The following is a 23,668-nucleotide window of genomic DNA, read 5'->3' as shown; positions in this document are numbered from 1 at the left end:
GGCTTTCCTCCGGGCTTTTCCCTTCGGTCTTGCGTCTCCGACTCTATCAGACCGTTTCCCGGCCCGATTTCCTCGGTGCTTTCCAGGGTCCCGCTTCCGCGTTTCCCTTTCCGGCGCTTCCGACTCTATCAGATTCTTTTCGATCCGATTCCCTGTCGGCGGGATTTGCCTTGGGCTTTGGGGCTTTCGCCTCGCGGCCTTTCGACATTCACTACGTTAGCGCATTCCCTGGACGACTCATAATCGAGCCCCGCGAGTTTGAATTCGGGCGTGCAGGCACGACGAATTCACCCCCGCTGAGGGGATGTCGTAGGTAGTGGGTTGGCCGCTTCCGGCTGCAGGCGATTGCCGTACCCGGTTCAAGCGGCTCGGGCTACATTACGCACCGGGCATGGGCGAGTCAAGTTCGGCGGCGCCGGGGGACGTGGGCCCTGTAAGGGCTGACCGTGGGGTCCCCGTCGATCCAGTAGCGCCAGGGGTGGAGCTCCCCGTCGCCGCCCGCCCCGGACACCCCGGTGCGCGGACCGTTCCGTACCTGGCCGGAGGCGATCGGCGTGCCGGCCAGGATCCTCAGCGGCGTCTCTCCGGAGGCACACGCGTCCGTGCCGTCAAGGGTGCGGTCGACGTCCAGGGCCGTGGCGAGACGGGCGGGACCTTTGGCCAGTTCCTTGTCGTTGCGGGCCGAGAGCCTGCGCAGGCGTGCCGCCTCGGCGCCCTCGACGATCTCGCCGGCCCGCAGGAGAACAGCGCTCGCCCGGCCCGCGGGGCCGCAGACGAGGTTCATGCAGTGCCACATGCCGTAGGTGAAGTAGACGTACACATGTCCGGGCGGACCGAACATCACGTCGTTGCGGGGGGTGCGCCCGCGACAGGCGTGGGAACCCGGGTCGTTCCCGCCGTCGTACGCCTCCACCTCGGTCAGGCGCACGGCGATCGGACCGTCCGGGGTGGCCCGGACCAGGATGCGGCCCAGAAGATCGGGGGCCACCTCCAGTACGGGGCGGTCGAAGAAGGTCCTGGGCAGGGGCGTACGGTCGGGGGTCGCGATCACGCCGTCCGAGGGTAATGGAGGCGGGTGCGTGCACCGGGCTGGCCAGGGGGCCGCCGTCTTGCCAGGGTGAGGTGGCGGAACCGGCCACGGCCGGATCGCGTTTCTAAGGGTCAAGGGGATCAAGGGTCCACTCGTCACAAGGAGAGTCATGGGGTTCAAGAAGCTGCTCGCGAGCCTGGGTGCCGGCGGTGCGTCGGTGGAGACGGTGCTGACCGAGGCCAACGTCGTGCCGGGCGGTGTCGTCCAGGGCGAGGTGCGCATCCAGGGCGGTTCCGTCAGCCAGCAGATCGAGGGGCTGTCCGTCGGGCTCCAGGCACAGGTCGAGGTCGAGGGCCAGGACCAGGAGTACAAGCAGAACATCGAGTTCACCAAGCAGCAGCTCGGCGGCGCCTTCGAGCTTCAGGCCGGTGTCGTGCACACGGTGCCGTTCGGGCTGGAGATCCCGTGGGAGACGCCGGTCACCATGATCGACGGCCAGCCGCTGCGCGGGATGCACATCGGTGTCACGACCGAGCTGGCCATCGCCCGCGCGGTGGACTCGGGCGACCTGGACCCGATCAACGTGCACCCGCTGCCGGCGCAGAAGGCGATCCTGGACGCGTTCATCCAGCTCGGCTTCCGGTTCAAGAACGCCGACATGGAGCGGGGCCACATCCGGGGTACGCGGCAGAAGCTGCCGTTCTACCAGGAGATCGAGTTCTTCCCGCCGCAGCAGTACCGGGGTCTGAACCAGGTCGAGCTGAGCTTCGTCGCCGACGCGCAGGCGATGGACGTGGTGCTGGAGATGGACAAGAAGCCGGGTCTGTTCAGCGAGGGCAGCGACACGTTCCGCTCGTTCCAGGTCGGCCTGAACGACTATCACGGGACCGACTGGGCGGCGTACCTCAACCAGTGGCTGTCCGAGGTCGGCAGCAAGCGCAACTGGTTCTAGTGGTCCTAGGCTCGGTTCCGACTGCAGGAACCGATCAGGAGGTACCCAGGTGACCGAGCCCAAGCGCCGGCCGCTCCCCCACGACTTCCATCCGCCGGTGCCGTCCTTCACGGTCACGAGCGAGGACGTCCAGGAGGGGGCGACGCTCAAGGACGCTCAGGTCCACGCGGCCGGCAACACCTCACCGCAGCTGCGGTGGGAGGGCTTCCCGCCGGAGACCCGGAGCTTCGCCGTGACGGTCTACGACCCGGACGCCCCGACGGGCAGCGGGTTCTGGCACTGGAGCGTCTTCGACATCCCCGTCTCCGTGACGGAGCTGCCGACGGGCGCGGGCAGCGGGAAGTTCGAGGGACTGCCGGAAGGCGCCGTACAGGTGCGCAACGACTACGGGTCGAAGGACTTCGGCGGTGCCGCTCCGCCGCCCGGCGACGGTCCGCACCGGTACGTGTTCACGGTCTACGCCGTGGACCAGGAGAAACTCGGTCCGGACTCGGACGCCTCGCCCGCGGTGGTCGGGTTCAACCTGCGGTTCCACACGCTCGCGCGTGCCCAGCTGATCGGTGAGTACGAAGTGCCCGCCGAAGGCTGACGTTCACAGAACGTTTGCCCGCCTCTGGTCTTGGAAGTGATCAGAGGCGGGCATTTTTGTTGCCGGGGGCATGAGGGTCACCCCCATGGGAGCAGCAGATATTGCGTTGTCCATCTCGGCGTGCCCGGCCAGAGTTGATCCCAGCCCGCCAGGGGGTGGGCCGGTGCACACGGGAGGTGGGCTGGTATGCGGGACACGCTGGTACTCAACGCGAGCTTCGAGCCGCTGTCGACGGTGACGTTGAACCGTGCCGTCGTTCTGGTGCTCCAGGACAAGGCGGTCGTCGAGCAGGCCCACCCCGAACTGCGGATGCGAGGGGCCGCGGTCGACATACCGGCGCCCCGGGTCATCAGGCTGTGCAGGTACGTACGGGTGCCCTTCCGAAGACAAGCTCCGTGGTCGAGGCGGGGTGTGCTGGTACGGGACCGGCACCGGTGCGCGTACTGCGGGCGCAGGGCGACGACCGTGGACCATGTGGTGCCGCGGGCGCAGGGCGGGCAGGACACGTGGCTGAACACGGTGGCCTCCTGCGCGGAGGACAATCACCACAAGGCCGACAGGACTCCCGAGCAGGCGGGGATGCCGTTGCTGCGGGAGCCGTTCGAGCCGACCCCTCAGGATGCGATGCTGCTGGCGCTGGGGGCCGAGGACTTCGCCGCGCTGCCCGACTGGTTGGGCAACGTGGCGGCTTAGGGCGCAAGGCCGCCCGTCCCGTCGCCGTCCGCGGGTCCGTCATGGTTCCTCGCGCAGTTCCCCGCCCCTTCGGGGGAGTCGGGGAACTGCGCGTTGCGCGGGGTGTCAGTCGATGTTCGGCTTCTCGGTGCGTTCCGTGGCCGTTCGGTTCGCCGGCGAGGGGATCTGGGCGCCGAAGTTGCCCATCGCGCCGGAGAGGCCCTTGAGGGCGTCGCCGATCTCACTGGGGACGATCCAGAGCTTGTTGGCGTCGCCCTCGGCGAGCTTGGGGAGCATCTGGAGGTACTGGTAGCTGAGCAGCTTCTGGTCGGGGTCACCGGCGTGGATGGCCTCGAAGACCGTACGGACGGCCTGGGCCTCGCCCTCGGCGCGCAGGGCCGCGGCCTTGGCCTCGCCCTCGGCGCGCAGGATCTGGGACTGCTTCTCGCCCTCGGCACGCAGGATCTCCGACTGGCGGACACCTTCGGCCTGGAGGATCGCGGCGCGCTTGTCGCGGTCGGCGCGCATCTGCTTCTCCATCGAGTCCTGGATGGAGGTGGGCGGTTCGATGGCCTTGAGCTCGACGCGGTTGACGCGGATGCCCCACTTGCCGGTGGCCTCGTCGAGGACCCCGCGCAGGGCGGCGTTGATCTCCTCGCGGGAGGTCAGGGTGCGTTCGAGGTCCATGCCGCCGATGATGTTGCGCAGCGTGGTGACGGTGAGCTGCTCGATCGCCTGGATGTAGCTGGCGACCTCGTAGGTCGCGGCGCGGGCGTCGGTCACCTGGTAGTAGATGACGGTGTCGATGTTGACCACCAGGTTGTCCTGGGTGATCACCGGCTGCGGCGGGAACGGGACGACCTGTTCACGCAGGTCGATGCGGTTGCGGATGGTGTCTATGAACGGGACGACGATGTTGAGGCCCGCGTTCAGTGTCCGTGTGTAGCGGCCGAAGCGCTCGACGATGGCGGCGCTCGCCTGTGGGATGACCTGGATCGTCTTGATCAGGGCGATGAAGACCAACACCACCAGAATGATCAGGACGATGATGATCGGTTCCATCGTTCCCCGTACCCTTCTCGCCTCGGCGCTCTCGGCAGATCTCGTGTTCGTCGAAGATCTTGCTGGACGAGTCTGACAGACCGTCGCGTGCCCCGGGGGGCGTTCGGTTCAGTTGCGCCACACCCTGGCTGACAAGGTCACATGACGATGGCGGTGGCCCCTTCGATGTCCACGACGTCGACCGCCTCGCCGGCGTCGTAGGTGCGGTCGGTGTCGAGTGCGCGGGCCGACCAGATCTCACCGGCGAGCTTGATCCGGCCGCCGGAGCCGTCGACGCGTTCCAGGACGACGGCCTGTCTGCCCTTCAACGCCTCCACGCCGGTGACGAGTCGGGGGCGCTGGGTGCGATGGCGTGCCGCGACGGGCCGTACGACGGCGATGAGGGCGACGGAGACGGCGACGAAGGCGAGGACCTGGAGGACCAGGCCGCCGCCGAGGCCGGCGACGGCCGCCGCGGCGAGGGCGCCGACCGCGAGCATGCCGAACTCGGGCATGGCGGTGACCACGAGCGGGATTCCGAGCGCGGCCGCGCCGACGAGCCACCACACCCATGCGTCGATGTCGTTCACACGGTCATGGTAGGTCCGCGGCCCGGTCGCCGACAGAGCGCGCCGAGGTGCGAACGGGCAGGCGCACCGGGCCTGTTGGTGATCAGGACAGCGGCAGGCCCTGGGCGGTCCAGCGGTCGCCGACCTGCTCGACGAGGAGCGGGAGGCCGAAGCAGAGGGAGAGGTTGCGGGAGGTGAGCTCCAGCTCCAGGGGGCCGGCGGCGAGGACCTTGCCCTGGCGGATCATCAGGACGTGGGTGAAGCCGGGGGCGATCTCCTCGACGTGGTGCGTGACCATGATCATGGAGGGGGCGATCGGGTCGCGGGCGAGGCGGCCGAGGCGGCGGACGAGGTCCTCGCGGCCGCCGAGGTCGAGGCCGGCGGCGGGCTCGTCGAGGAGGAGCAGCTCGGGGTCGGTCATCAGGGCGCGCGCGATGAGGGTGCGCTTGCGCTCGCCCTCGGAGAGGGTGCCGAACCTGCGCTCCAGGTAGTCGCTCATGCCGAGGCGGTCGAGGAAGGCGCGGGCGCGCTGCTCGTCGACCTCGTCGTAGTCCTCGTGCCAGGTGGCGGTCATGCCGTAGGCGGCCGTGAGGACGGTCTCGAAGACGGTCTGGCGCTTGGGGAGCTTGTCGGCCATGGCGATGCCGGCCACGCCGATGCGGGGGCGCAGTTCGAAGACGTCGGTGCCGGGGGTGCCGAGGGTCTCGCCGAGGATGGAGGCGGTGCCCTTGCTGGGGTAGAGGTAGCTGGAGGCGACGTTGAGGAGGGTGGTCTTGCCGGCGCCGTTGGGACCGAGGATGACCCAGCGCTCGCCCTCCTTGACCGACCAGGAGACCTGGTCCACCAGAGCCCGGCCCTCGCGGACCACGGATACGTCCTGAAGCTCCAGAACATCGCTCATGAGCGCGTTGTCTCCCCTTGCAGTGTGGCCGGTCTCGGCTGTCGCGTACGCGTGTGGCTCGATGCGCCGCGCCGGTGGGCGCAGCCCTGAACGAATCTACGCCACTGGTCGGCCGGGCTGTTCCATCGGTCCGGTGCTTGGGCGTTCCTTAGGGTGGAGGCATGCTTTCGGAACCGCGCTCTGGTCGCCTTGCCGCTTGGGGAAATGCCCTTCTCGCCGGACTTGTCTCGCCGGACGACGCCGTCTCGGCGGTCGTCGGGGAGGACGCCGTGCACCGGGTGGAGGGGCTGCCGGGCGAGTCGGCGCCCGTCGGACTGACGCTCGCGCTGGGGCGGCTGCGGGGTCTGGGGGTGACCGGCCTGCGGGTGGCGCTGCCGGCGCCCGGGCATCCGCTGGGGCTGAGCGGGCCGCCGGAGTTCAACGCGCGGGCGCTGGAGGCGGAGGAGGCCGTCGTCTGTCACGGGGCCGCGCTGGGGCTCGTGCCGGAGGTGTACGAGGCCGGCCCCGAGGGCGATGTGCATGTCGAGGTGGTGTGGCACTGCCTGCCGGTGCGGGAGGCGCCCGGGGCGGATGTGCCGTCGCTGGGTGAGGCGGAGCGGGAGCTGGCGCAGGCCCTCCGGGAGGCGACCGAGGTGCTGACGCGGCTGGACGTGGCCGCGTCGGGGCCGGTGGCGGAGGCGGCGCTGGACGCGTACCGGGCCCGGGCCGAGCGGGGGCGGGAGGTGCTGGCACCGGGGTATCCGCCGCGGGCGGTGCGGGTGCTGGAGCTGGCGCAGCGGGTGGGGCTGCTGGTCTCCCTCGCCCATGAGAACGGGCACGGGGGTGCGGTGAGCGCGTCGGAGATGGCGGCGCGGGGCGCGGCGCTGCGGCCGGTGGAGCGGACGGCGCGGCGGGCGCAGGTGGCGGCGTACAACGCGTATGTGGAGGAGCGGGAGCGGTGACGCTCCGCTGAATGCCGCAGTGCGCCGCGGCGGGGTGCCGGCCCGGCGTGGCCGGCTGCGGGTCGCCGTCGGCCGCCCGCGCCCCTGGGCGGGTGCGGCGGGGCCCCTCGCGCCGGAACGGCGTGAGGGGCCCCCGGGCCGGTGATGCTCAGTGGTTCAGGCCGAGGTTGCCGAACGCGGGGTTCAGCACACCGATGACGTTCACGCTGTTGCCGACCGCGTTGACCGGGATGTGGACCGGGGCCTGGACGAGGTTGCCCGAGAGGACACCGGGAGAGTGCTCGGCCGCGCCCCCCGCATGTGCGTCGGTGGCGGAGGCCATCCCGGCGCCGGCGGCCACCAGACCACCGGCCACCATCGTCACGGCCGCTGCCTTCTTCAGGATCTTCACTTCTGAGCCCTCCCTGGCGATCGCCGCGGCAGTCGCCGCAGCACGCACTGGAGAACGCCGGAGCGGCGCGGAGGGTGCGCCATTCGGGGGACATTCCCACGACGGTATGAATCTCAGCCCGGAGCGGAACCTTCCGGATCGGTGCGCAGTGTGCCCGCACATGCCCGGGACCGATACCTCAACCGGCCATTCCGTGACGGACCGCCCAGAGCGCGGCCTGGGTGCGGTCCGCCAGATCGAGCTTCATGAGGATGTTCGACACATGGGTCTTGACGGTCTTCTCGGACAGCACCAGGGCCCGGGCGATCTCGCGGTTGGAGCGGCCGTCCGCTATCAGGCCGAGCACCTCGCGCTCCCGCTCGGTGAGCGAGCCGCCCCTCCCCTGGCCCGGGCCCGTCTCCTCCTGGGAGAGCAGGACGCCGGCGACCTCGGGCTGGAGCAGGATGTGGCCGGCGTGGACGGACCGGATGGCGCCGGCGAGCGCGTCGGGGTCGACGTCCTTGTAGACGTAGCCGGACGCGCCCGCGCGCAGGGCCGGGACCACGGTGCGCTGCTCGGTGAAGCTGGTGACGATCAGCACGCGCGCGGGGTTGTCCAGCCGGCGCAGTCTGCGCAGCGCCTCGACGCCGTCCGTGCCGGGCATCTTGACGTCCATCAGGACGACGTCGGGGCGCAGTTCCTCGGCCCGGGCGACGCCCTCCTCGCCGTCGGCGGCCTCGCCGACGACCTCGATGTCGTCCTGCACCTCCAGGAACGTCCGCAGACCCCGGCGGACCACCTGGTGGTCGTCGACGAGCAGCACCTTGATTGCGTCAGCCACCGGGGACCTCCATCTCGACCGTGGTGCCCTTGCCGGGCGCCGATTCCACCGTCAGGCTTCCGCCGGCCCCGCTCGCGCGGTCCCGCATGGAGACCAGGCCGAGGTGGCGTCCGGCGCGGCGCACCGTCCGGGGGTCGAAGCCGCTGCCGTCGTCCGTGACGCGCAGGACCGCGCCGCCTCCGCGCCGGTCGAGGGTGACGTCGACGTGTCCGGCGCCCGAGTGGCGCAGCGCGTTGTGCAGGGACTCCTGGGCGACGCGCAGCAGGGCTTCCTCCTGTGCCGCGGGCAGGGCGCGCACGCCGTGGCTCGCGAAGGTCACGCGCGCGCTGTGGGCGCGGTCGAGGACCTGGGTCTGGTTGCGCAGGGTGGCGACGAGGCCGTCCTCGTCGAGGGCGGCGGGGCGCAGCTCGACGACGGCGGCGCGCAGTTCGTCGGCGGCCTCGGCGGCGAGGGAGGCCACCTGGTGCAGCTCGTCCTTGGCGCGGGCGGGGTCGCGGTCGACGAGGGCGGTGGCCGCCTGGGCGGTCAGGCGCAGGGAGAAGAGCTTCTGGCTCACGGCGTCGTGCAGCTCGTGGGCGAGCCGGGAGCGCTCCTCTGCGATGGTGAGCTCGCGGCTGCGCTCGTACAGGCGGGCGTTGGTGAGGGCGATGGCCGCGTGCTGCGCGAGGATCCCGAGGAGTTCCTCGTCCTCCTCGGTGAAGCCGCAGCCGCCGTCGGGCCGGGCGCAGTTCTTGTTGGCGAGGAAGATCGCCCCGATGATCTCGTCCCCGTCGCGGACGGGCAGGCCGAGGAAGTCGGAGAGCTCGGGGTGGGCGGCGGGCCAGCCCTCGAAGCGGGGGTCCTTGCGGACGTCGGCGAGGCGCTCCGGCCTGGCCTCGTGGAGCATCGACGCGAGGATGCCGTGCTGGCGGGGCAGGGGGCCGATGGCCTTCCACCGGGCCTCGTCGACGCCGTCGACGACGAACTGGGCGAAGCCGCCGTGGTCGTCGGGGACGCCGAGGGCCGCGTACTGCGCGTCGAGCAGTTCACGGGCGGAGGCGACGATCGTCTTGAGGACGTCGCGCATCTCCAGGTGTCTGCTCATGGCCAGCAGTGCGGCGCTGACCGCGGCGAGACCGGACCGATGACCTTGGCTCATGTCCTCACGGTACCGGCGGGGTGCGACAGCGCGGATCCGCCCTGTGACGGCCCTCGCCTAGGGCGGCGGTCCTAGGGCGAAAGGGCCGCGTGCGTTGCTTCCCGCGTCCGAGGTGGCGCGGGCGGCCGTGTTCCTACGTTGGGTCCAGCGCCGGTCGGCGGCGGACGGGACGAGGGAGAAGGTCATGCCGGTAGCAGTCATCACGGGGGCGTCGAAGGGGCTCGGCAGGGCACTCGCGCAGGCGCTGGCGGCGCGGGGGTGGGATCTGGCCCTGGACGCGCGGGACGAGGGGCGGCTGAAGGAGGCCGTGGACGCGCTGTCGGTGCACGGCACGCGGGTGTCGGGGGTGGCCGGTGACGTCACGGACGCCCGGCACCGGGCGGAGCTGGTGGCGGCGGCGTGGCGGCTGGGCGGTGTCGATCTGCTGGTGAACAACGCGGGGACGCTGGGCGTGGCGCCGCTGGTGACGCTGGAGGCGCATCCGGTGGAGGCGTTCCGGGCGGCGCTGGAGGCGAACGTGGTGGCGCCGCTGGCGCTGGTGCAGGAGGCGCTGCCGCTGCTGAGGCAGGCGCCGGCCGGGGCGGTGGTGAACGTCAGCTCGGACGCGGCCGTGGAGGCGTACGGGACCTGGGGCGCCTACGGGGCGACGAAGGCGGCCCTGGACCAGCTGTCGGCGGTGCTGGCGGTGGAGGAGCCGGGGCTGCGGGTGTGGTGGGTGGACCCGGGCAGTATGCGCACGGACATGCTGGCCGCGGCGGAGCCCGGCGAGGGCCTCTCGGGGACGCCGGACCCCGAGGAGGTGGCGCCCGGCTTCCTGCGGCTGCTGGACGAGCGCCCGCCGAGCGGCCGGTACGCGGCTCAGGCGCTGCTGGGGTCACGGTGAGCGTGGCGACGGGTCGGGCCCCGCACGGGAGCGGCGCGGTGCGGGGCGAGGAGGTCCCCGCGGAGCTGTCCGCGCGGGTGCCGGCCGAGCAGCGGGGGCCTGGGCTGGACCGGGACGCCGTACGCCTGCTCGTGTCGCGCGGGGGCGCGGTGTCGCACCACGCCTTCGCGGAGCTGCCGGGGCTGCTGCGGGCGGGGGACCTGCTGGTGGTGAACACCTCGCCGACGCTGGCGGCGGCCGTGGACGGGCGGATCGGGCACGCGCGCGTGGTGGTGCACTTCTCCACGCGCGGGGACGACGGCCGGTGGGCGGTGGAGCTGCGGGATCCGGACGGGCGGGGTTCCACGCGTGCGCGTGCGGGCGGGCCCGCGGGGTCTGTCGTGGGGCTGGACGGCGGCGGGCGGCTGGTGGTGGAGGAGCCGCTGGGCGGGGGCGGTGACCGGCTGTGGTGGGCCCGGCCGGAGGGGCAGGACGTGGCGGGGCTGCTGCGGCGGCACGGGCGGCCGATCCGGTACTCCTACACCGAGCGGGACCAGCCGCTGTCCGTGTACCAGACGGTGTTCGCGCTGCCGTCGGACGACGGGGAGGGCAGCGCCGAGATGCCGAGTGCGGCGCGGCCCTTCACCGCGCGGCTGGTGGCGGAGCTGGTGAGCCGGGGGGTGCAGTTCGCGCCCGTGACGCTGCACACGGGGGTGGCGTCGGCGGAGGCGCACGAGCCGCCGTACCCGGAGCGCTTCGCGGTGCCGGAGGCGTCGGCGCGGCTCGTCAACGCGGTCCGGGCCGGGGACGGGCGGGTCGTCGCCGTGGGGACGACGGCCGTGCGGGCCGTGGAGTCGGCCACGGGCGCGGACGGGGTGGTGCGGGCGGCCGGGGGGTGGACGGATCTGGTCGTCACGCCCGAGCGGGGGGTGCGCGCGGTGGACGGGCTGCTGACCGGGCTGCACGAGCCTGCGGCCTCGCATCTGCTGATGCTCCGGGCGGTGGCGGGGCGGGCCGCGGTGGACCGTGCGTACGAGGCGGCGCTGCGCGAGCGCTATCTGTGGCACGAGTTCGGGGACGTCCATCTCCTCCTCCCGGAGGAGACCGCTCACTCCGGGCGTCGCGGCGGCGACGCGCGGTGAGCGCGCCGTGCGGGCGATGTGAGCCCGCGCATAGGGTCCAGGTCACGTACGAAGGAGCCTAGGAGACGGGCACCCGTGGCCCCAACGGGATAGACGGTCCAATCTGTCCTATTTTGTCATTCCCTGATCCACTATCGGGGATCGTACGTCACACCTTTGCCTGGGATTTTTGCGGCCGCTAAGAATGGCAACCGTCGCTCAGCGCCGCGGGTCATCCGCCCGCGGCGTTCCCGTGGGAAGCAACCGCGTCCCCGCCGGACGAAGAGGTTCCCCGCCGGACGAAGAGCGACCTCCGCGCTATTCGAAGAGGTCCATCCGCCATGCCCAAGCACACCCGGAAGCCCGGTCGCAGTCGCACCCTGACCAAGACCCACAAGCTCTCGTTCGCCGGCGTCGCCACGCTCGGCGCCGCGGCGCTCGCGTTCTCCGTGCTCCCCACGGGCGGCGGGACGACCACGGCGGAGGCCGCCACCGCTCCCGTGGCCTACAGCTCCGGGAAGGTCTCCGACGTCAGGACGACCCTGACCGACCAGCTCGCCGGCGCGAGCGTCAAGGTCGACGCCATCGAGGCCCAGCACAAGGCCGCACAGGACGCCGTCGCCAAGGCGAAGGCCGCGGCGGAGGCGAAGCGCAAGGCCGAGGCCGACGCCAAGCGCAGGGCCGCGCAGAAGGCCGCCGCCGACAAGGCCGCCAAGGAGCGTGCCGCGCGGAAGGCCGCGAGCCGTTCCGCGCAGCGCCCGCACGTCGAGCACGTGAAGAAGGCGAAGAAGGTCGAGCGGGCCGCCGCCAAGACCTACGGCAACAACCTGCACGGCTGGATCAGCGAGGCCCTGGACATCATGCACGACAAGGGCATCCCGGGTACGTACAACGGCCTGCACCGCAACATCATGCGGGAGTCCTCGGGCAACCCGAACGCGATCAACGACTGGGACATCAACGCCCAGAACGGCGTCCCGTCGATCGGTCTGCTGCAGATCATCAAGCCGACCTTCGACGCGTACCACGTCCCCGGCACCGCCTGGAGCCAGTACGACCCGGTCGCCAACCTCACCGCCGCCGCCAACTACGCGGCCGACCGGTACGGCTCGATCGACAACGTGAACAGCGCGTACTGAGGTCTGGCGCGGACCTCGGCACCCGTGAACGCCGAAGGGCGGCACCCTCCTGACGAGGTGCCGCCCTTCGGGGTTTCACGAGGGAGTCACTTGCGCATGACCTCGGGCTCGTGGCGGCGCAGGAAGCGGGCCACGAAGAAGCCGCAGAGCACGCCGAGCGCGATCAGGGCGGCCATGTCCATGCCCCAGGCGCCGACGGTGTGCTCCCACAGCGGATCGGTGTCCGCGCCCTCCTCGGGCGGGCTGATCCGGTTGAAGTCCAGCGTGGCGCCCGCGGCGGCGACAGCCCAGCGGGACGGCATCAGGTACGAGAACTGGTTGACGCCGACCGTGCCGTTCAGGGCGAAGAGGCAGCCGGTGAAGACGACCTGGATGATCGCGAACATGACCAGCAGCGGCATCGTCTTCTCGGCGGTCTTCACCAGCGAGGAGATGATCAGGCCGAACATCATCGAGGTGAAGCCCAGCGCCATGATCGGCACGGACAGCTCGACCATGGTGGCGCCGCCGAGGACGAGGCCCTCCTCGGGGATCTCACGGCTGGAGAAGCCGATGACACCGACCAGGAGGCCCTGGAACACGGTGATCATGCCGAGCACGAACACCTTCGACATCAGGTACGCCGAGCGGGACAGGCCGGTCGCGCGCTCCCGCTCGTAGATCACCCGTTCCTTGATCAGCTCACGGACCGAGTTCGCCGCGCCCGCGAAACAGGCGCCGACGGCGAGGATCAGCAGGACGGTGGTGGCCGTGCCGTTGGGGATGATCCGCCCGGACTGCGGGTTGGGCGGGTTGGGCAGCAGTCCGCGGTCGGGGTCGATGAGCAGGCTCACCGCGCCGAGGACGGCCGGCAGGATCACCATCAGGGCGAGGAAGCCCTTGTCGGAGGCGATCACCGAGGTGTAGCGGCGCACCAGCGTGACGAACTGTGACATCCAGCCCTGCGGCTTCGGCGGCTTCATCGCCTGCAGGGCCGGCATCTGTACGGCCTGCGGGGCGACGGCGTCGATGTCCGCGGCGTACATCTGGTAGTGCTGCGAGCCCTTCCAGCGGCCCGCCCAGTCGTAGTCGCGGTAGTTCTCGAAGGCGGAGAAGACATCGGCCCAGGTGTCGTAGCCGAAGAAGTTCAGCGCCTCCTCCGGCGGGCCGAAGTAGGCGACCGAGCCGCCCGGCGCCATCACGAGGAGCTTGTCGCAGATCGCCAGCTCGGCCACCGAGTGGGTGACGACGAGGACGGTGCGGCCGTCGTCGGCGAGGCCGCGCAGCAGCTGCATGACGTCGCGGTCCATGCCCGGGTCGAGGCCGGAGGTCGGCTCGTCCAGGAAGATCAGCGACGGCTTGGTCAGCAGCTCCAGGGCGACCGAGACGCGCTTGCGCTGGCCGCCGGACAGGGAGGTGACCTTCTTGTCCTTGTGGATGTCGAGCTTGAGCTCGCGCAGCACCTCGTCGATCCGGGCCTCGCGCTCGGCGGCCGTGGTGTCGGCGGGGAAGCGCAGCTTGGCCGCGTACTTGAGCGCCTTCTTGACGGTCAGTTCCTTGTGCAGGATGTCGTCCTGCGGGACCAGACCGATGCGCTGGCGCAGCTCGGCGAACTGCTTGTAGAGGTTCCGGTTGTCGTAGAGGACCTCGCCCTGGTTGGCGGGCCGGTAGCCGGTGAGCGCCTTGAGCAGGGTGGACTTGCCGGAACCGGACGGTCCGATGACCGCGATCAGCGACTTCTCCGGGACACCGAAGGAGACGTCCTTGAGGATCTGCTTGCCGCCGTCGACCGTCACGGTCAGATGGCGGGCGGAGAAGGACACCTCACCGGTGTCGACGAACTCTTCCAGGCGGTCGCCGACGATACGGAACGTCGAGTGGCCGACGCCGACGATGTCGGCCGCGCCGAGCACGGCGGCACCGCCCTTGGCGATCGGCTGACCGTTGACGTACGTGCCGTTGTGCGAACCGAGGTCGCGGATCTCCATGCGGCCGTCGGGCGTGGCATGGAACTCCGCGTGATGGCGCGAGACCTGGAGGTCCGAGACGACCAGGTCGTTCTCCAGCGCACGGCCGATGCGCATCACCCGGCCGAAGGAGAACTGGTGGAACGTGGTGGGGCTGCGGTCGCCGTAGACCGGCTGCTCGCCGATCCCCCCACCCGGGCCCTGCTGCTGCGGGACCCTCGCGGCGGCCGGCTGCTGCGGCTGCTGCTGCCAGCCGGCCTGCGGGGCCTGGGCCTGCTGCGGGGCCTGCTGCGGCTGGGGAGCCTGCTGCTGGGCGGCCCAGCCGGGGCCCGCGCCCTGCGCGGCGTACGGCTGTTGCTGCGGCTGGGCCTGCGGCGCGGCCGCTCCGGCCGCGGCGCTGCTCAGGCTGACCAGCGGGCCGTCGGTCGCGTTGCCGAGGTGCAGCGCGGTGCCCGGGCCGATCTCCAGATGGCTGATCCGCTGCCCCTGCACGAACGTGCCGTTGGTGCTGCCATGGTCGTCGATGACCCAACTGCGGCCGTTGAAGCTGACCGTGGCGTGCCGCCAGGAGACCCTGGCGTCGTCGAACACGACGTCTCCCTGCGGATCGCGTCCGAGCGTGTAGGACCTCGACGGCTCCAGCGTCAAGGTCCGTCCGTTTGATTCCAGTACGAGTTCCGGCACTCCATGCCCCACTGAGTTGTCCCCCGAGTTACCCCCGTCGCAGGGAGTCTAGGGATGTCGAACATCGGGGGGAACTATTTCAGGAGGGGCCCCCTGACCGAAAGTCGGGCCTTGTGAAGAGCGGACAGGGCGCACTGATGCTTTGCCGTTGACGGGGGTTGAAACCTGGCCGGAGAGTGGTATTCCAGGCGAGCGGGACATGCGCGGTGCGCATGCCGCGACGCGGATCGGGGGGTCTGCCATGAACGCCGCAACCGTGCGGACGGGCGCGAGAGTGCCCTGGCTCGATGCCGTGCTGGCCGCGATCGCCTCCGTGAGCTGGGCGTTGATCGGGATGGCGGCGACGGCCGCGCTCGGGCTGCGCCTGCTGGACGCCGACTCGGTGGGCGAACTCGGGCCGATGACCGCGGCCGTCGTCGCGCTCGGCGCGGGCGGCTCGGTGAAACCGTCCGGCGATGTGTCCGTGTTCGGCCTGGAGGGCGCGGAGGCCGCCACGGCCATCGAGATCGCGCCACTGGGGGTCGGTCTGGTCGGTGCGCTCCTTTTGTCATGGTTCTTCCTGCGGTCCCTGCGGGCGGCCGGAGTTGTGGTCCCGGCCGCCGAACTCGCGGCGCGCGCGGGCGCGGTGGTCGCGCTGTTCCTGGCGATGCTGGGCGGGCTGGCCTGGGCGGGACACGATGTGATCACGATCGACGGCGGCGCGCTGGAACTCGACGGCCTGCCCGGCGGCGGGGTGCCGTCCGGGGGCCTGGAGATCCCCGGCCTCGGGGACGTCGGGGACATCGGGGACATCGGCGGGCTGCTGCCGGACCGGGTCGGGGACCTGGTCGACGCGAAGGCCGCCGTCGGGTTCACCGTCGACACCGTGCCGACCCTGCTCGGCGGCGCCTGCTGGGTCGCCGGTGTGCTGCTGATCGCCCTGCTGGCCTCGCGCCGCACTCCCCTGCCGGCCCGGCTGGGCCCCGTGCACCGGGTCGTGCGGCCGGCCGTCTCGGCCCTGGTGACCGTGCTGCTGGTCGCGGTCGCGGCGGGCTGGGCGGCCGCGGGGTACGCCGCGATCGGCGACGACCACCCCCGGCGGATCGCCGGCGCCGCGCTGCTGGGCGCCCCGAACGGGGTGTGGCTCGGTGTGCCGGTCGGACTGTTCGTGCCGTTCGACGGGGACGCGAGCGGGGTGCTGACCCGCTTCCTGCCCGACCCGCTGGACGACCTTCTGGTGGACTCCGACCGTCCGGTGACCCTGCCGCGGCTGGCCGAGCTGGACGGGCGGGTGTGGCTGCTGGGAGTGGCCGCGGTGCTGCTGATGCTGCTCGCGGGGGTGCTCACCGCGGTGCGGACGCCTCCGGATCCGGCGGACCCCGGTGCCGGGGCCCTTCGCCTCGCCGGGGCCTGCGCCCTGCGGCTGGGCGCCGTGAGCGCGGTGGCGATGCCGCTCCTGGCCCTGCTGGCCGGGGTGTCGGTGGACGCCTCGCTGTCCGTGCTGGGGTTCGACGGGTTCGGGTCCTGGGTGCGGCTGGAGGGGCAGTACGGCGTGGCGCTGCTGCTCGGCGGGGCGTGGGGCGCTGCGGCGGGTGCGGCCGGGGCGCTGTCGGCCCGGGCGTTCGGGGCGGCCGGGCGGCGGGCCGCGCCGCTGGCACTGGGTGACGCCGCCCGGTCGCCCCACGCAGGCGTGCCGGGGGCGGCGGAGACCTCCGGGCCGTACGTCCCGGGCTCGCCGTACCGGCCGCCCGACCCCGCGACGAACCCGTATCTGCGGCTGCCGGAGGGCCTGCGGCTGCCGCAGGACGCGGGGCCGGGGGCGCTGCCCGGCACGGAGGGCACCGGGCGGGGCACGGCCCGTGCGGAGGGCCCGCGGGGACCGCAGGACGCACGGCCGGAGGGACCGCCCGGCCCGCAGGGGCGAGGGGGGCCGGAGGACGGCCGGTCCGCGGGAGTGGTCCGGCCGCGGGCCGGGGGCGGGGCCGGAGCCGAGGAGCCGGAGACGCTCCACGGGGCGCCGACCGAGGTGCGGCCCTTCGAGCCGCCGCCGCGTGCGCCGGGGCGGTCCCCCGGGGCGCAGCCGGGCAGGCGGCCCCCGACCTCCCCGGAGGAGGGCCCGCCGCCGCCTCCGGGACCCCCGCCGCCGCGGCCGCCGAAGGGGCGGCGCTGACCGGTTCACGGGCGAGGAGACACCGCCCCGTCACGGGCGGGAAGGGGGGCACGCCTCCGGCGGCCGCCCGAACGGCCGACGGCTGACGGTCGGCGTTCGGCCGTTCGGCCGTTCGGCCGTTCGGCTGACGGTCGGCCACCGTTGGCCGCCGTTGGCCGACCGCCGACGCCACCACCCGCCGGTGGCCGCCACCGGACACACGCCGTCGGACAAGCGCTCCGGACCGCTCGGCGGTCAGCCACTGCGGGCCGGCCGGCGGCCGACGGCCGACCGCTGGCCGCTGGCCGCTGGCCGCTGGCCGCCGACACCACCACCCGCCGGTGGCCGCCACCGCCACCGGACACACGCCGTCGGACAAGCGCTCTGGGCCGCTCGGCGGTCAGCCGCTGCGGGCCGCCCGGCGGTCGGACCGCAGCGCCGCGCCGCGGCCGGGCCGCCGGGCACCTCGGCGGCAGCCCCGCTGCCCTGCCCCGTTGCCCCGCCGCTCCACCCCGGCACTCCACCCCGTCGCCCGGCCCCTCGGTCCCCCGGCCCCTCGGCCACCCGACTGCCCGGCCTCCCAGCTGCCCGACTGCCCGGCCTCCCAGCCGCCCGGCCACCCGACTGCCCGGCCGCCCGGCCGCCCGTGGAACGAGTTCGTCGCCCGGCGTCCCGATGCGCGCCACCGAGTGGACACTCAGAGTTCCCTGTCCGCCTGGCGGACCTCAAGGGCGCGCGGCACTGGGTGCCGGATACGGTGGGAACACCATGAGTGCTTCTCTGACCTCTGACGTCCCCACCCTCCTTGTCAAGATCTTCGGCAAGGACAGGCCGGGTATCACGGCCGGACTCTTCGACACCCTCGCCGCCTACTCGGTCGACGTGGTCGACATCGAGCAGGTCGTCACCCGTGGCCGGATCGTGCTGTGCGCCCTCGTCACCGAGCCGCCGCGCGGGACGGAGGGCGACCTGCGGGCGACCGTGCACAGCTGGGCCGAGTCGATGAAGATGCAGGCGGAGATCATCTCCGGCCTCGGCGACAACCGGCCGCGCGGTCTCGGCCGCTCCCTGGTCACCGTGCTCGGGCACCCGCTCACCTCGGAGGCCACCGCCGCGATCGCCGCCCGTATCACCAGGGCCGGCGGCAACATCGACCGTATCTTCCGGCTCGCCAAGTATCCGGTGACCGCCGTGGAGTTCGCCGTCTCCGGCGTGGAGACCGAGCCGCTGCGCACCGCGCTGGTGACCGACGCGGCGGCGCTCGGTGTCGATGTCGCGGTCGTCGCAGCGGGGCTGCACCGGCGTGCCCAGCGACTGGTCGTGATGGACGTGGACTCCACGCTCATCCAGGACGAGGTGATCGAGCTCTTCGCCGCACACGCCGGGTGCGAGGACAAGGTCGCCGAGGTCACCGCCGCCGCGATGCGCGGGGAGCTGGACTTCGAGCAGTCGCTGCACGCGCGTGTGGCGCTGCTGGAGGGGCTGGACGTCTCGGTCGTGGACAAGGTGCGCAGTGAGGTCCGGCTGACGCCGGGCGCCCGGACGCTGATCCGCACCCTGAAGCGGCTCGGCTACCAGGTGGGTGTGGTCTCGGGCGGCTTCACCCAGGTCACGGACGATCTCAAGGAGCGGCTCGGGCTGGACTTCGCCCAGGCCAACACGCTGGAGATCGTCGACGGCAGGCTCACCGGCAGGGTCACGGGCGAGATCGTGGACCGGGCGGGCAAGGCGCGGCTGCTGCGCCGGTTCGCGGCGGAGGCGGGCGTGCCGCTGTCGCAGACGGTGGCCATCGGTGACGGCGCCAACGACCTGGACATGCTGAACGCGGCCGGTCTCGGGGTCGCCTTCAACGCCAAGCCGGTGGTGCGGGAGGCGGCGCACACGGCGGTGAACGTGCCGTTCCTGGACACGGTCCTGTATCTGCTGGGCGTCACGCGCGAAGAGGTCGAGGCGGCCGACACGCACGCCTCGAAGTGAACCGCAGAAACGCTCGAACGCGGTCGGGGGCGCACCGGGACGGCCCGAGGTACTGAGCCGGCCCTGATCGCACGGGGCGGCCGTGCGCCGGTCCGCCCTGTCAGCGGCCGAGGGGCCCGGTGCCGTGACGGCGTCGGGCCCCTCGCACGAGCGTACGGATCACTCGGTGGGGGCCCAGTAGTCCACCAGAGTGCCGGCACCGGGCTCCAGGCTCTTCCAGGAGCCGGTGAAGGTCAGCACGGCGTACGCGGCGGCGGGGAAGCCCCGGCGGCCCATGCGCTCCCCGGCGTCGCCCTCGGCGGAGCCGGAGAGGATCTCGGCGAGGCCGTGGACGCCGGGATTGTGGCCGATGAGCAGGGCGTGGTGCGCGTCGTCCGGGGTTTCGTTGAGCAGGGCGATCAGGTCACCGGGAGAAGCCTCGTAGATCCGCTCCTCGTAGACGGTCTTCGGCCGGTGCGGGAACTCGTGGACGGCGAGCTTCCAGGTCTCGCGGGTGCGGGCCGCGGTGGAGCACAGGGCCAGATCGAAGGGGATGCCGGTGTCGGCCAGCTTGCGGCCGGCGACTGCGGCGTCCGTGCGGCCCCGCTCGGCGAGCGGCCGCTCATGGTCGTTCACCTGCGGCCAGTCGGCCTTCGCGTGCCGGAAGAGGACAATCTTGCGGGGTTCTGCGACGCTCATGCGTCCCAGCTTCGCATGAAACACGCCACGAGGCGCAGAGAGTTGACAGGCACTGTCACCAGTACCGATCACGGGCCGGGCGGGCCCGGAGCGGGCTATCGCCCCAGGGAGAGCAGCTGCTGCGCACGCTCCACGAGCTGGGCGACGGCCGGTTCGCCGCCGGTGCTCGCTCGGGCCTCGGAGGGGTTGAGTATCAGCGCGAACAGGGTGACGAAGGCGAGGACGGGCAGCGCGAGGGCCCACCAGGGCAGCCGGGTGCCGACGACACCCGTGGTCGCCGGGTGGGGGCGGGTGTGCGTGGGGGCCGGCATGGGTGCCTCCGCAGGTCTTCGGGCCGTCCGTGATCCGCTTCTCGCGGCCACACTTCGAAGCTACGGAATCCGGGGCCGTCGGCCCATCCGGTGATCCACCCACTTGACCCTGAGTCCTGCCCCCTAGGGGACAGGGGGGTTAACCCCACCCCCCGCCGGTGCGCGACGGGGCCGGGTTCAGGGGGCGGCGATCGTCGCGATGACGCCGATGATCACGAAGATGGCGAAGAAGGAGCCGAAGACGATCAGCATCTTCTTCTGGCCGTTCTGGGGGTTCGGGTCGAGCACGGGCATGGGGCCAGTCTCGCACCCCGCGTCCGCCGCCGGCCCTCCGGGGGTCGCCGCCCGGGCTCTCGCGCCCGCTCAGCGGGCCGCCTCCTCCTCCACCGTGCGGTCCCGGCCGGCCAGGACGCCGACGGCCATCTGGGGCAGCATCAGGGCGGCCATGAGGGCGATCGGGACGCCCCAGCCACCGGTGTGCTGGTAGAGGACGCCGACCAGGAGAGGGCCGGGGACGGAGATCAGATAGCCGGTGCTCTGGGCGAAGGCGGACAGCTGGGCCACGCCGGCCCCGGTGCGGGCGCGCATGCCGACCATGGTGAGGGCCAGCGGGAAGGAGCAGTTGGATATGCCGAGGAGCACGGCCCAGATCCAGGCGCCGCCCGCCGGGGCGAGGTACAGGCCGGCGTATCCGGCGAGACCGCAGGCCCCGAGGGCGAGGACGATCGGGCCCTGCCGGGGCAGCCGGGCGGCCAGGCGCGGGATGACGAAGGCGAGGGGCACGCCCATCACCATCGTCACGGCGAGGAGCACTCCCGCGGTGGAGGCGGCCACACCCGCGTCGCGGAAGATCTGGGCCATCCACCCCATGGTGACGTAGGCGGCGGTGGCCTGGAGGCCGAAGAAGACGGCCAGCGCCCATGCGGTGCGGCTGCGCGTGATGCGCAGGACGCCCGGCTGCGGCTCCACGCGCGCGTGCGGGCCGGAAGGCCGCTCGGCCGCGTCGCCCGAGGGGCCCGTCCCGGAACGGCCGGCGCGCGAGGACGCCTCCGCGGCGGGCTCCGCCCGGCGCGCGGCCCCGTCCTCGGTCCGCCCCGCACGCCCGCCCCGTGCGAACGGGATCCACGGCAGCACCGCGGCCGCGGCCAGGGCCGACCACATGACCAGGCCGGTCTGCCAGCCGCCGCCCAGCGCGCCGGTGAGGGGCACGGTCGCCGCGGCCGCGACGGAGGTGCCCATGGCGAGGGCCATGGAGTACAGGCCGGTCATGGAGCCGACCCGGTCGGGGAACCAGCGCTTGACGATGACCGGCATCAGCACGTTGCTGACCGCGATGCCCATGAGCGCGAGGGCGCTGGCCGCGAGGAAGACGGGCACGCCGCCCGCGAACGGCCGGACGAGCAGGCCGGTGGCGATGGCGGCCATGCCGGCGCACACCACGGCGCCCGGCCCGAAGCGGCGGGCGAGGCGGGGCGCGGTGACACCGAAGACGGCGAAGCACAGCGGCGGCACCGAGGTGAGCACCCCGGCCACGCCGGCGCTCATGCCGAGACCGTCGCGGACCTCCTCCAGCAGGGCGCCGAGGCTGGTGATCGCGGGGCGGAGGTTGAGGGCGGTCAGCACGATGCCGGTGACGAGCAGACGCGTCGTCCACGCACGCGTGGACGCGTTCTTGTCCGCGGCCGGGCCGTGTGCGGTCACCGGCTTCGCCGGCGTGTCCGGCGGGGTCTTCGTGCGTGTCTCCTCGGCTGCCATGCCGACCATCATAGAATCATGGGATGATTGGTTGTCCATCCCCGGCCGGCCCGTGGCGGTCACGGACGTGCGAAGGTGAGCCATGCCCCTGAGCCATCCCCGTCGTTCGGCCCTGTCCGAGCAGGTCATCGCCGCACTGCGCCACCAGATCACCTCGGGCGAGTGGCCGGTCGGCTCCCGCATCCCCACGGAGCCCGAGCTGGTCGAGCAGCTCGGGGTGGCCCGCAACACCGTCCGCGAGGCCGTCCGGGCGCTCGCGCACAACGGTCTGCTGGACATCCGCCAGGGCTCGGGCACCTATGTCGTGGCCACCAGTGAGCTGGCCGGCGTGATGCACCGCCGCTTCGCCGACGCGGACCCGCGGCACATCGCGGAGCTGCGGGCCACGCTGGAGTCGAGCGCGGCGAAGCTGGCCGCCCAGCGGCGTACGGAGCGGGATCTGAGGCAGCTGGAGACGCTGCTGCGGCGCCGCGAGGAGGCATGGGAGTCCGGGGACAAGGAAGCCTTCGTGGCCGCGGACGCGACCTTCCACCTGGCCGTGGTGGCGGCCTCGCACAACGACGTCATGACGGCGATGTACGCCGACCTGGGCGAGGTGCTGCGGGACTGGCTGCGCGAGGACGTCGGCGACGAGCTGACGCCGGAGACGCACATGGACCACACGCGGCTGGTGGACGCCGTCCGCGCGGGCGACGCGGAGACGGCGGCCGCCGAGGCGGCCGGCTACCCGATGGCCTGCCGCCAGGGGCGCTTCACCGCCGCTGGTGGCTGATCCACACCGAGCGGACCTCCTTCCAGCACCGGCCGGTGAGCCGTACGGTCACCGCCGGACCGGCGTCCACGGGAGCGCTGTCGGTGTCGACGTCCCACCAGCGCTCGCACTCGATGTGCAGACGCACCCGGTCGACGTCCGCGTAGGGGTTGTGGCAGTGGGCGACCACCTGGGAGCCGCTGACGCCGGTGCGGCACTCGGCACCGAAGGGCGACGGGGTGTCCTCCGCACGTGCGTGGGACGTGGCTTCGTACGGGGCGCAGAGGGCGAGAACGAGAGCGAGCACCACGGGGGCCAGGCTGCTGGACAGGCGCACAAGGGAACCTCCTCGGCCGGGCTGGGGAGGGAATCACACGTCGGACGCTTCACTCCACCCTGCCCGGTGCTCCCCGCCCGGCGCCCGGCCGGTTGGGCCGAACGGGCGACGCCCCGCTCCCCGCGCGCGGCGGGGAACGGGGCGTCGAAAGCGTGGAACCGGAGCTCAGGCACCGATGGCGTGCAGGCCGCCGTCCACGTGGATGATCTCGCCCGTGGTCTTCGGGAACCAGTCGCTCAGCAGGGCGACGACACCCTTGCCGGCCGGCTCGGGGTCCTTGAGGTCCCACTCCAGCGGGGAGCGGCTGTCCCAGACGGCGGCCAGGTCGCCGAAGCCCGGGATGGACTTGGCGGCCATGGAGCCGATCGGGCCCGCCGAGATGAGGTTGCAGCGGATGTTCTGCTTGCCCAGGTCACGCGCCATGTAGCGGCTGGTGGCCTCCAGGGCGGCCTTGGCCGGGCCCATCCAGTCGTACTGCGGCCAGGCGTACTGGGCGTCGAAGGTGAGGCCGACGACCGAGCCGCCGTTCTGCATCAGCGGCAGGCAGGCCATGGTCAGCGACTTCAGGGAGTACGCCGAGACGTGCATGGCCGTGGCGACCGACTCGAACGGCGTGTTGAGGAAGTTGCCGCCGAGGGCGTCCTGCGGCGCGAAGCCGATGGAGTGCACGACGCCGTCGAGCCCGCCCAGCTCCTCGCCGACGATGTCCGCGAGGCGGCCGAGGTGCTCGTCGTTGGTGACGTCCAGCTCGATGACCTTGGTCGGCTTGGGCAGCTTCTTGGCGATGCGCTCGGTCAGCGTGGGCCGCGGGAACGCGGTCAGGATGATCTCGGCACCCTGCTCCTGGGCCAGCTTGGCGGTGTGGAAGGCGATGGAGGACTCCATCAGCACACCGGTGATCAGGACGCGCTTGCCCTCGAGAATTCCGCTCATGG

At 72.4% G+C, this 23,668-nt stretch carries 24 protein-coding genes; 10 read left to right on the top strand and 14 right to left on the bottom strand.

Annotated features, from left to right (window positions below; genetic code table 11):
* Positions 1–400 precede the first annotated feature (400 nt).
* The gene (locus ACIQGV_RS30770; RefSeq protein ID WP_402500175.1) at positions 401–1,051 is read right to left on the bottom strand and encodes a DNA-3-methyladenine glycosylase; all 651 of its coding nucleotides are present in this window, start codon (positions 1,049–1,051) and stop codon (positions 401–403) included.
* Between the two features lie 148 nt (positions 1,052–1,199).
* Between ACIQGV_RS30770 and ACIQGV_RS30765 the strand changes: the two genes are divergently transcribed.
* The 3 genes from ACIQGV_RS30765 to ACIQGV_RS30755 all read left to right on the top strand — a co-directional run bounded on the left by ACIQGV_RS30765 (position 1,200) and on the right by ACIQGV_RS30755 (position 3,264).
* Complete coding sequence (locus ACIQGV_RS30765; protein ID WP_402500173.1) at positions 1,200–1,982, top strand: sporulation protein; 783 nt, start codon at positions 1,200–1,202, stop codon at positions 1,980–1,982.
* Between the two features lie 49 nt (positions 1,983–2,031).
* Positions 2,032–2,571 carry a YbhB/YbcL family Raf kinase inhibitor-like protein gene (locus ACIQGV_RS30760; protein WP_402500170.1) on the top strand — a complete coding sequence of 180 codons (540 nt, stop codon included), beginning with the start codon at positions 2,032–2,034 and terminating at the stop codon, positions 2,569–2,571.
* 186 nt (positions 2,572–2,757) lie between these two features.
* Positions 2,758–3,264, top strand: a complete 507-nt coding sequence (locus tag ACIQGV_RS30755) for an HNH endonuclease (protein ID WP_402500167.1) — start codon at positions 2,758–2,760, stop codon at positions 3,262–3,264.
* A gap of 105 nt (positions 3,265–3,369) precedes the next feature.
* Here the strand turns inward: ACIQGV_RS30755 and ACIQGV_RS30750 are convergent, their stop codons facing one another.
* From ACIQGV_RS30750 to ACIQGV_RS30740, 3 genes are all read right to left on the bottom strand, one after another.
* A complete protein-coding gene (locus ACIQGV_RS30750) occupies positions 3,370–4,305 on the bottom strand; it encodes an SPFH domain-containing protein (protein ID WP_402500165.1) in 936 nt (311 codons plus the stop codon).
* A 137-nt stretch (positions 4,306–4,442) separates the two neighbouring features.
* Entirely contained in the window at positions 4,443–4,874 is a 432-nt protein-coding gene (locus ACIQGV_RS30745; protein WP_402500162.1) for an NfeD family protein, read from the bottom strand.
* An 82-nt stretch (positions 4,875–4,956) separates the two neighbouring features.
* Entirely contained in the window at positions 4,957–5,754 is a 798-nt protein-coding gene (locus ACIQGV_RS30740) for an ABC transporter ATP-binding protein (RefSeq protein ID WP_402500160.1), read from the bottom strand.
* A gap of 161 nt (positions 5,755–5,915) precedes the next feature.
* On the opposite strand from ACIQGV_RS30740, the gene ACIQGV_RS30735 reads away from it, so the two are divergent.
* Positions 5,916–6,695: a hypothetical protein gene (locus ACIQGV_RS30735; protein WP_402500158.1), complete on the top strand. Its 780-nt coding sequence runs from the start codon at positions 5,916–5,918 to the stop codon at positions 6,693–6,695.
* Between the two features lie 148 nt (positions 6,696–6,843).
* Here the strand turns inward: ACIQGV_RS30735 and chpE are convergent, their stop codons facing one another.
* The 3 genes from chpE to ACIQGV_RS30720 form a co-directional block, all read right to left on the bottom strand.
* A complete protein-coding gene (gene chpE / locus ACIQGV_RS30730) occupies positions 6,844–7,086 on the bottom strand; it encodes a chaplin ChpE (RefSeq protein ID WP_402500155.1) in 243 nt (80 codons plus the stop codon).
* Positions 7,087–7,264: 178 nt separating this feature from the next.
* Entirely contained in the window at positions 7,265–7,906 is a 642-nt protein-coding gene (locus ACIQGV_RS30725) for a response regulator (protein WP_402500152.1), read from the bottom strand.
* A complete protein-coding gene (locus ACIQGV_RS30720; protein ID WP_402500150.1) occupies positions 7,899–9,044 on the bottom strand; it encodes a GAF domain-containing sensor histidine kinase in 1,146 nt (381 codons plus the stop codon). The genes ACIQGV_RS30725 and ACIQGV_RS30720 overlap by 8 nt, the downstream gene beginning before the upstream one ends.
* Positions 9,045–9,228: 184 nt before the next feature.
* Between ACIQGV_RS30720 and ACIQGV_RS30715 the strand changes: the two genes are divergently transcribed.
* The 3 genes from ACIQGV_RS30715 to ACIQGV_RS30705 all read left to right on the top strand — a co-directional run bounded on the left by ACIQGV_RS30715 (position 9,229) and on the right by ACIQGV_RS30705 (position 12,166).
* Positions 9,229–9,927, top strand: coding sequence for an SDR family NAD(P)-dependent oxidoreductase (locus ACIQGV_RS30715; RefSeq protein ID WP_402500146.1), 699 nt, complete (start codon positions 9,229–9,231; stop codon positions 9,925–9,927).
* Positions 9,928–9,965: 38 nt separating this feature from the next.
* Entirely contained in the window at positions 9,966–11,048 is a 1,083-nt protein-coding gene (locus tag ACIQGV_RS30710; protein WP_402500144.1) for an S-adenosylmethionine:tRNA ribosyltransferase-isomerase, read from the top strand.
* Between the two features lie 320 nt (positions 11,049–11,368).
* On the top strand, positions 11,369–12,166 hold the full coding sequence (locus ACIQGV_RS30705) for a transglycosylase SLT domain-containing protein (protein WP_402500142.1): 798 nt from the start codon (positions 11,369–11,371) through the stop codon (positions 12,164–12,166).
* Positions 12,167–12,252: 86 nt separating this feature from the next.
* Here ACIQGV_RS30705 and ACIQGV_RS30700 read toward each other — a convergent pair whose 3' ends face one another.
* Positions 12,253–14,796 carry an FHA domain-containing protein gene (locus tag ACIQGV_RS30700; protein WP_402500139.1) on the bottom strand — a complete coding sequence of 848 codons (2,544 nt, stop codon included), beginning with the start codon at positions 14,794–14,796 and terminating at the stop codon, positions 12,253–12,255.
* Positions 14,797–15,037: 241 nt separating this feature from the next.
* Between ACIQGV_RS30700 and ACIQGV_RS30695 the strand changes: the two genes are divergently transcribed.
* Both ACIQGV_RS30695 and serB read left to right on the top strand, forming a co-directional pair.
* Positions 15,038–16,945, top strand: coding sequence for a streptophobe family protein (locus ACIQGV_RS30695; protein ID WP_402500137.1), 1,908 nt, complete (start codon positions 15,038–15,040; stop codon positions 16,943–16,945).
* A gap of 747 nt (positions 16,946–17,692) precedes the next feature.
* On the top strand, positions 17,693–18,901 hold the full coding sequence (gene serB, locus ACIQGV_RS30690; RefSeq protein ID WP_402500135.1) for a phosphoserine phosphatase SerB: 1,209 nt from the start codon (positions 17,693–17,695) through the stop codon (positions 18,899–18,901).
* A 159-nt stretch (positions 18,902–19,060) separates the two neighbouring features.
* Here serB and ACIQGV_RS30685 read toward each other — a convergent pair whose 3' ends face one another.
* The 4 genes from ACIQGV_RS30685 to ACIQGV_RS30670 form a co-directional block, all read right to left on the bottom strand.
* The gene (locus ACIQGV_RS30685; RefSeq protein ID WP_402500133.1) at positions 19,061–19,579 is read right to left on the bottom strand and encodes a SixA phosphatase family protein; all 519 of its coding nucleotides are present in this window, start codon (positions 19,577–19,579) and stop codon (positions 19,061–19,063) included.
* Between the two features lie 95 nt (positions 19,580–19,674).
* Positions 19,675–19,890 carry a hypothetical protein gene (locus ACIQGV_RS30680; RefSeq protein ID WP_402500131.1) on the bottom strand — a complete coding sequence of 72 codons (216 nt, stop codon included), beginning with the start codon at positions 19,888–19,890 and terminating at the stop codon, positions 19,675–19,677.
* A gap of 177 nt (positions 19,891–20,067) precedes the next feature.
* The gene (locus ACIQGV_RS30675) at positions 20,068–20,184 is read right to left on the bottom strand and encodes an SGM_5486 family transporter-associated protein (RefSeq protein ID WP_402500129.1); all 117 of its coding nucleotides are present in this window, start codon (positions 20,182–20,184) and stop codon (positions 20,068–20,070) included.
* Positions 20,185–20,253: 69 nt separating this feature from the next.
* Positions 20,254–21,657 (bottom strand): CynX/NimT family MFS transporter, encoded by a 1,404-nt coding sequence (locus tag ACIQGV_RS30670; RefSeq protein ID WP_402500127.1) that lies wholly within the window; start codon positions 21,655–21,657, stop codon positions 20,254–20,256.
* A gap of 70 nt (positions 21,658–21,727) precedes the next feature.
* Here ACIQGV_RS30670 and ACIQGV_RS30665 point away from each other — a divergent pair, with 70 nt between their 5' ends.
* Positions 21,728–22,417, top strand: coding sequence for a FadR/GntR family transcriptional regulator (locus ACIQGV_RS30665; RefSeq protein ID WP_402500124.1), 690 nt, complete (start codon positions 21,728–21,730; stop codon positions 22,415–22,417).
* Here ACIQGV_RS30665 and ACIQGV_RS30660 read toward each other — a convergent pair.
* Positions 22,398–22,733 carry a hypothetical protein gene (locus ACIQGV_RS30660; protein WP_402500121.1) on the bottom strand — a complete coding sequence of 112 codons (336 nt, stop codon included), beginning with the start codon at positions 22,731–22,733 and terminating at the stop codon, positions 22,398–22,400. The two genes, ACIQGV_RS30665 and ACIQGV_RS30660, sit on opposite strands and share 20 nt — an antisense overlap.
* A gap of 165 nt (positions 22,734–22,898) precedes the next feature.
* Positions 22,899–23,666: an enoyl-ACP reductase FabI gene (fabI, locus tag ACIQGV_RS30655; RefSeq protein ID WP_402500119.1), complete on the bottom strand. Its 768-nt coding sequence runs from the start codon at positions 23,664–23,666 to the stop codon at positions 22,899–22,901.
* Positions 23,667–23,668: the final 2 nt, after the last annotated feature.

This window comes from Streptomyces sp. NPDC093094, from assembly GCF_044754345.1.
Taxonomy (GTDB): domain Bacteria; phylum Actinomycetota; class Actinomycetes; order Streptomycetales; family Streptomycetaceae; genus Streptomyces.
Note: the sequence above shows the minus strand (reverse complement) of the source record. Positions and strands in the feature narration are given on the sequence as shown.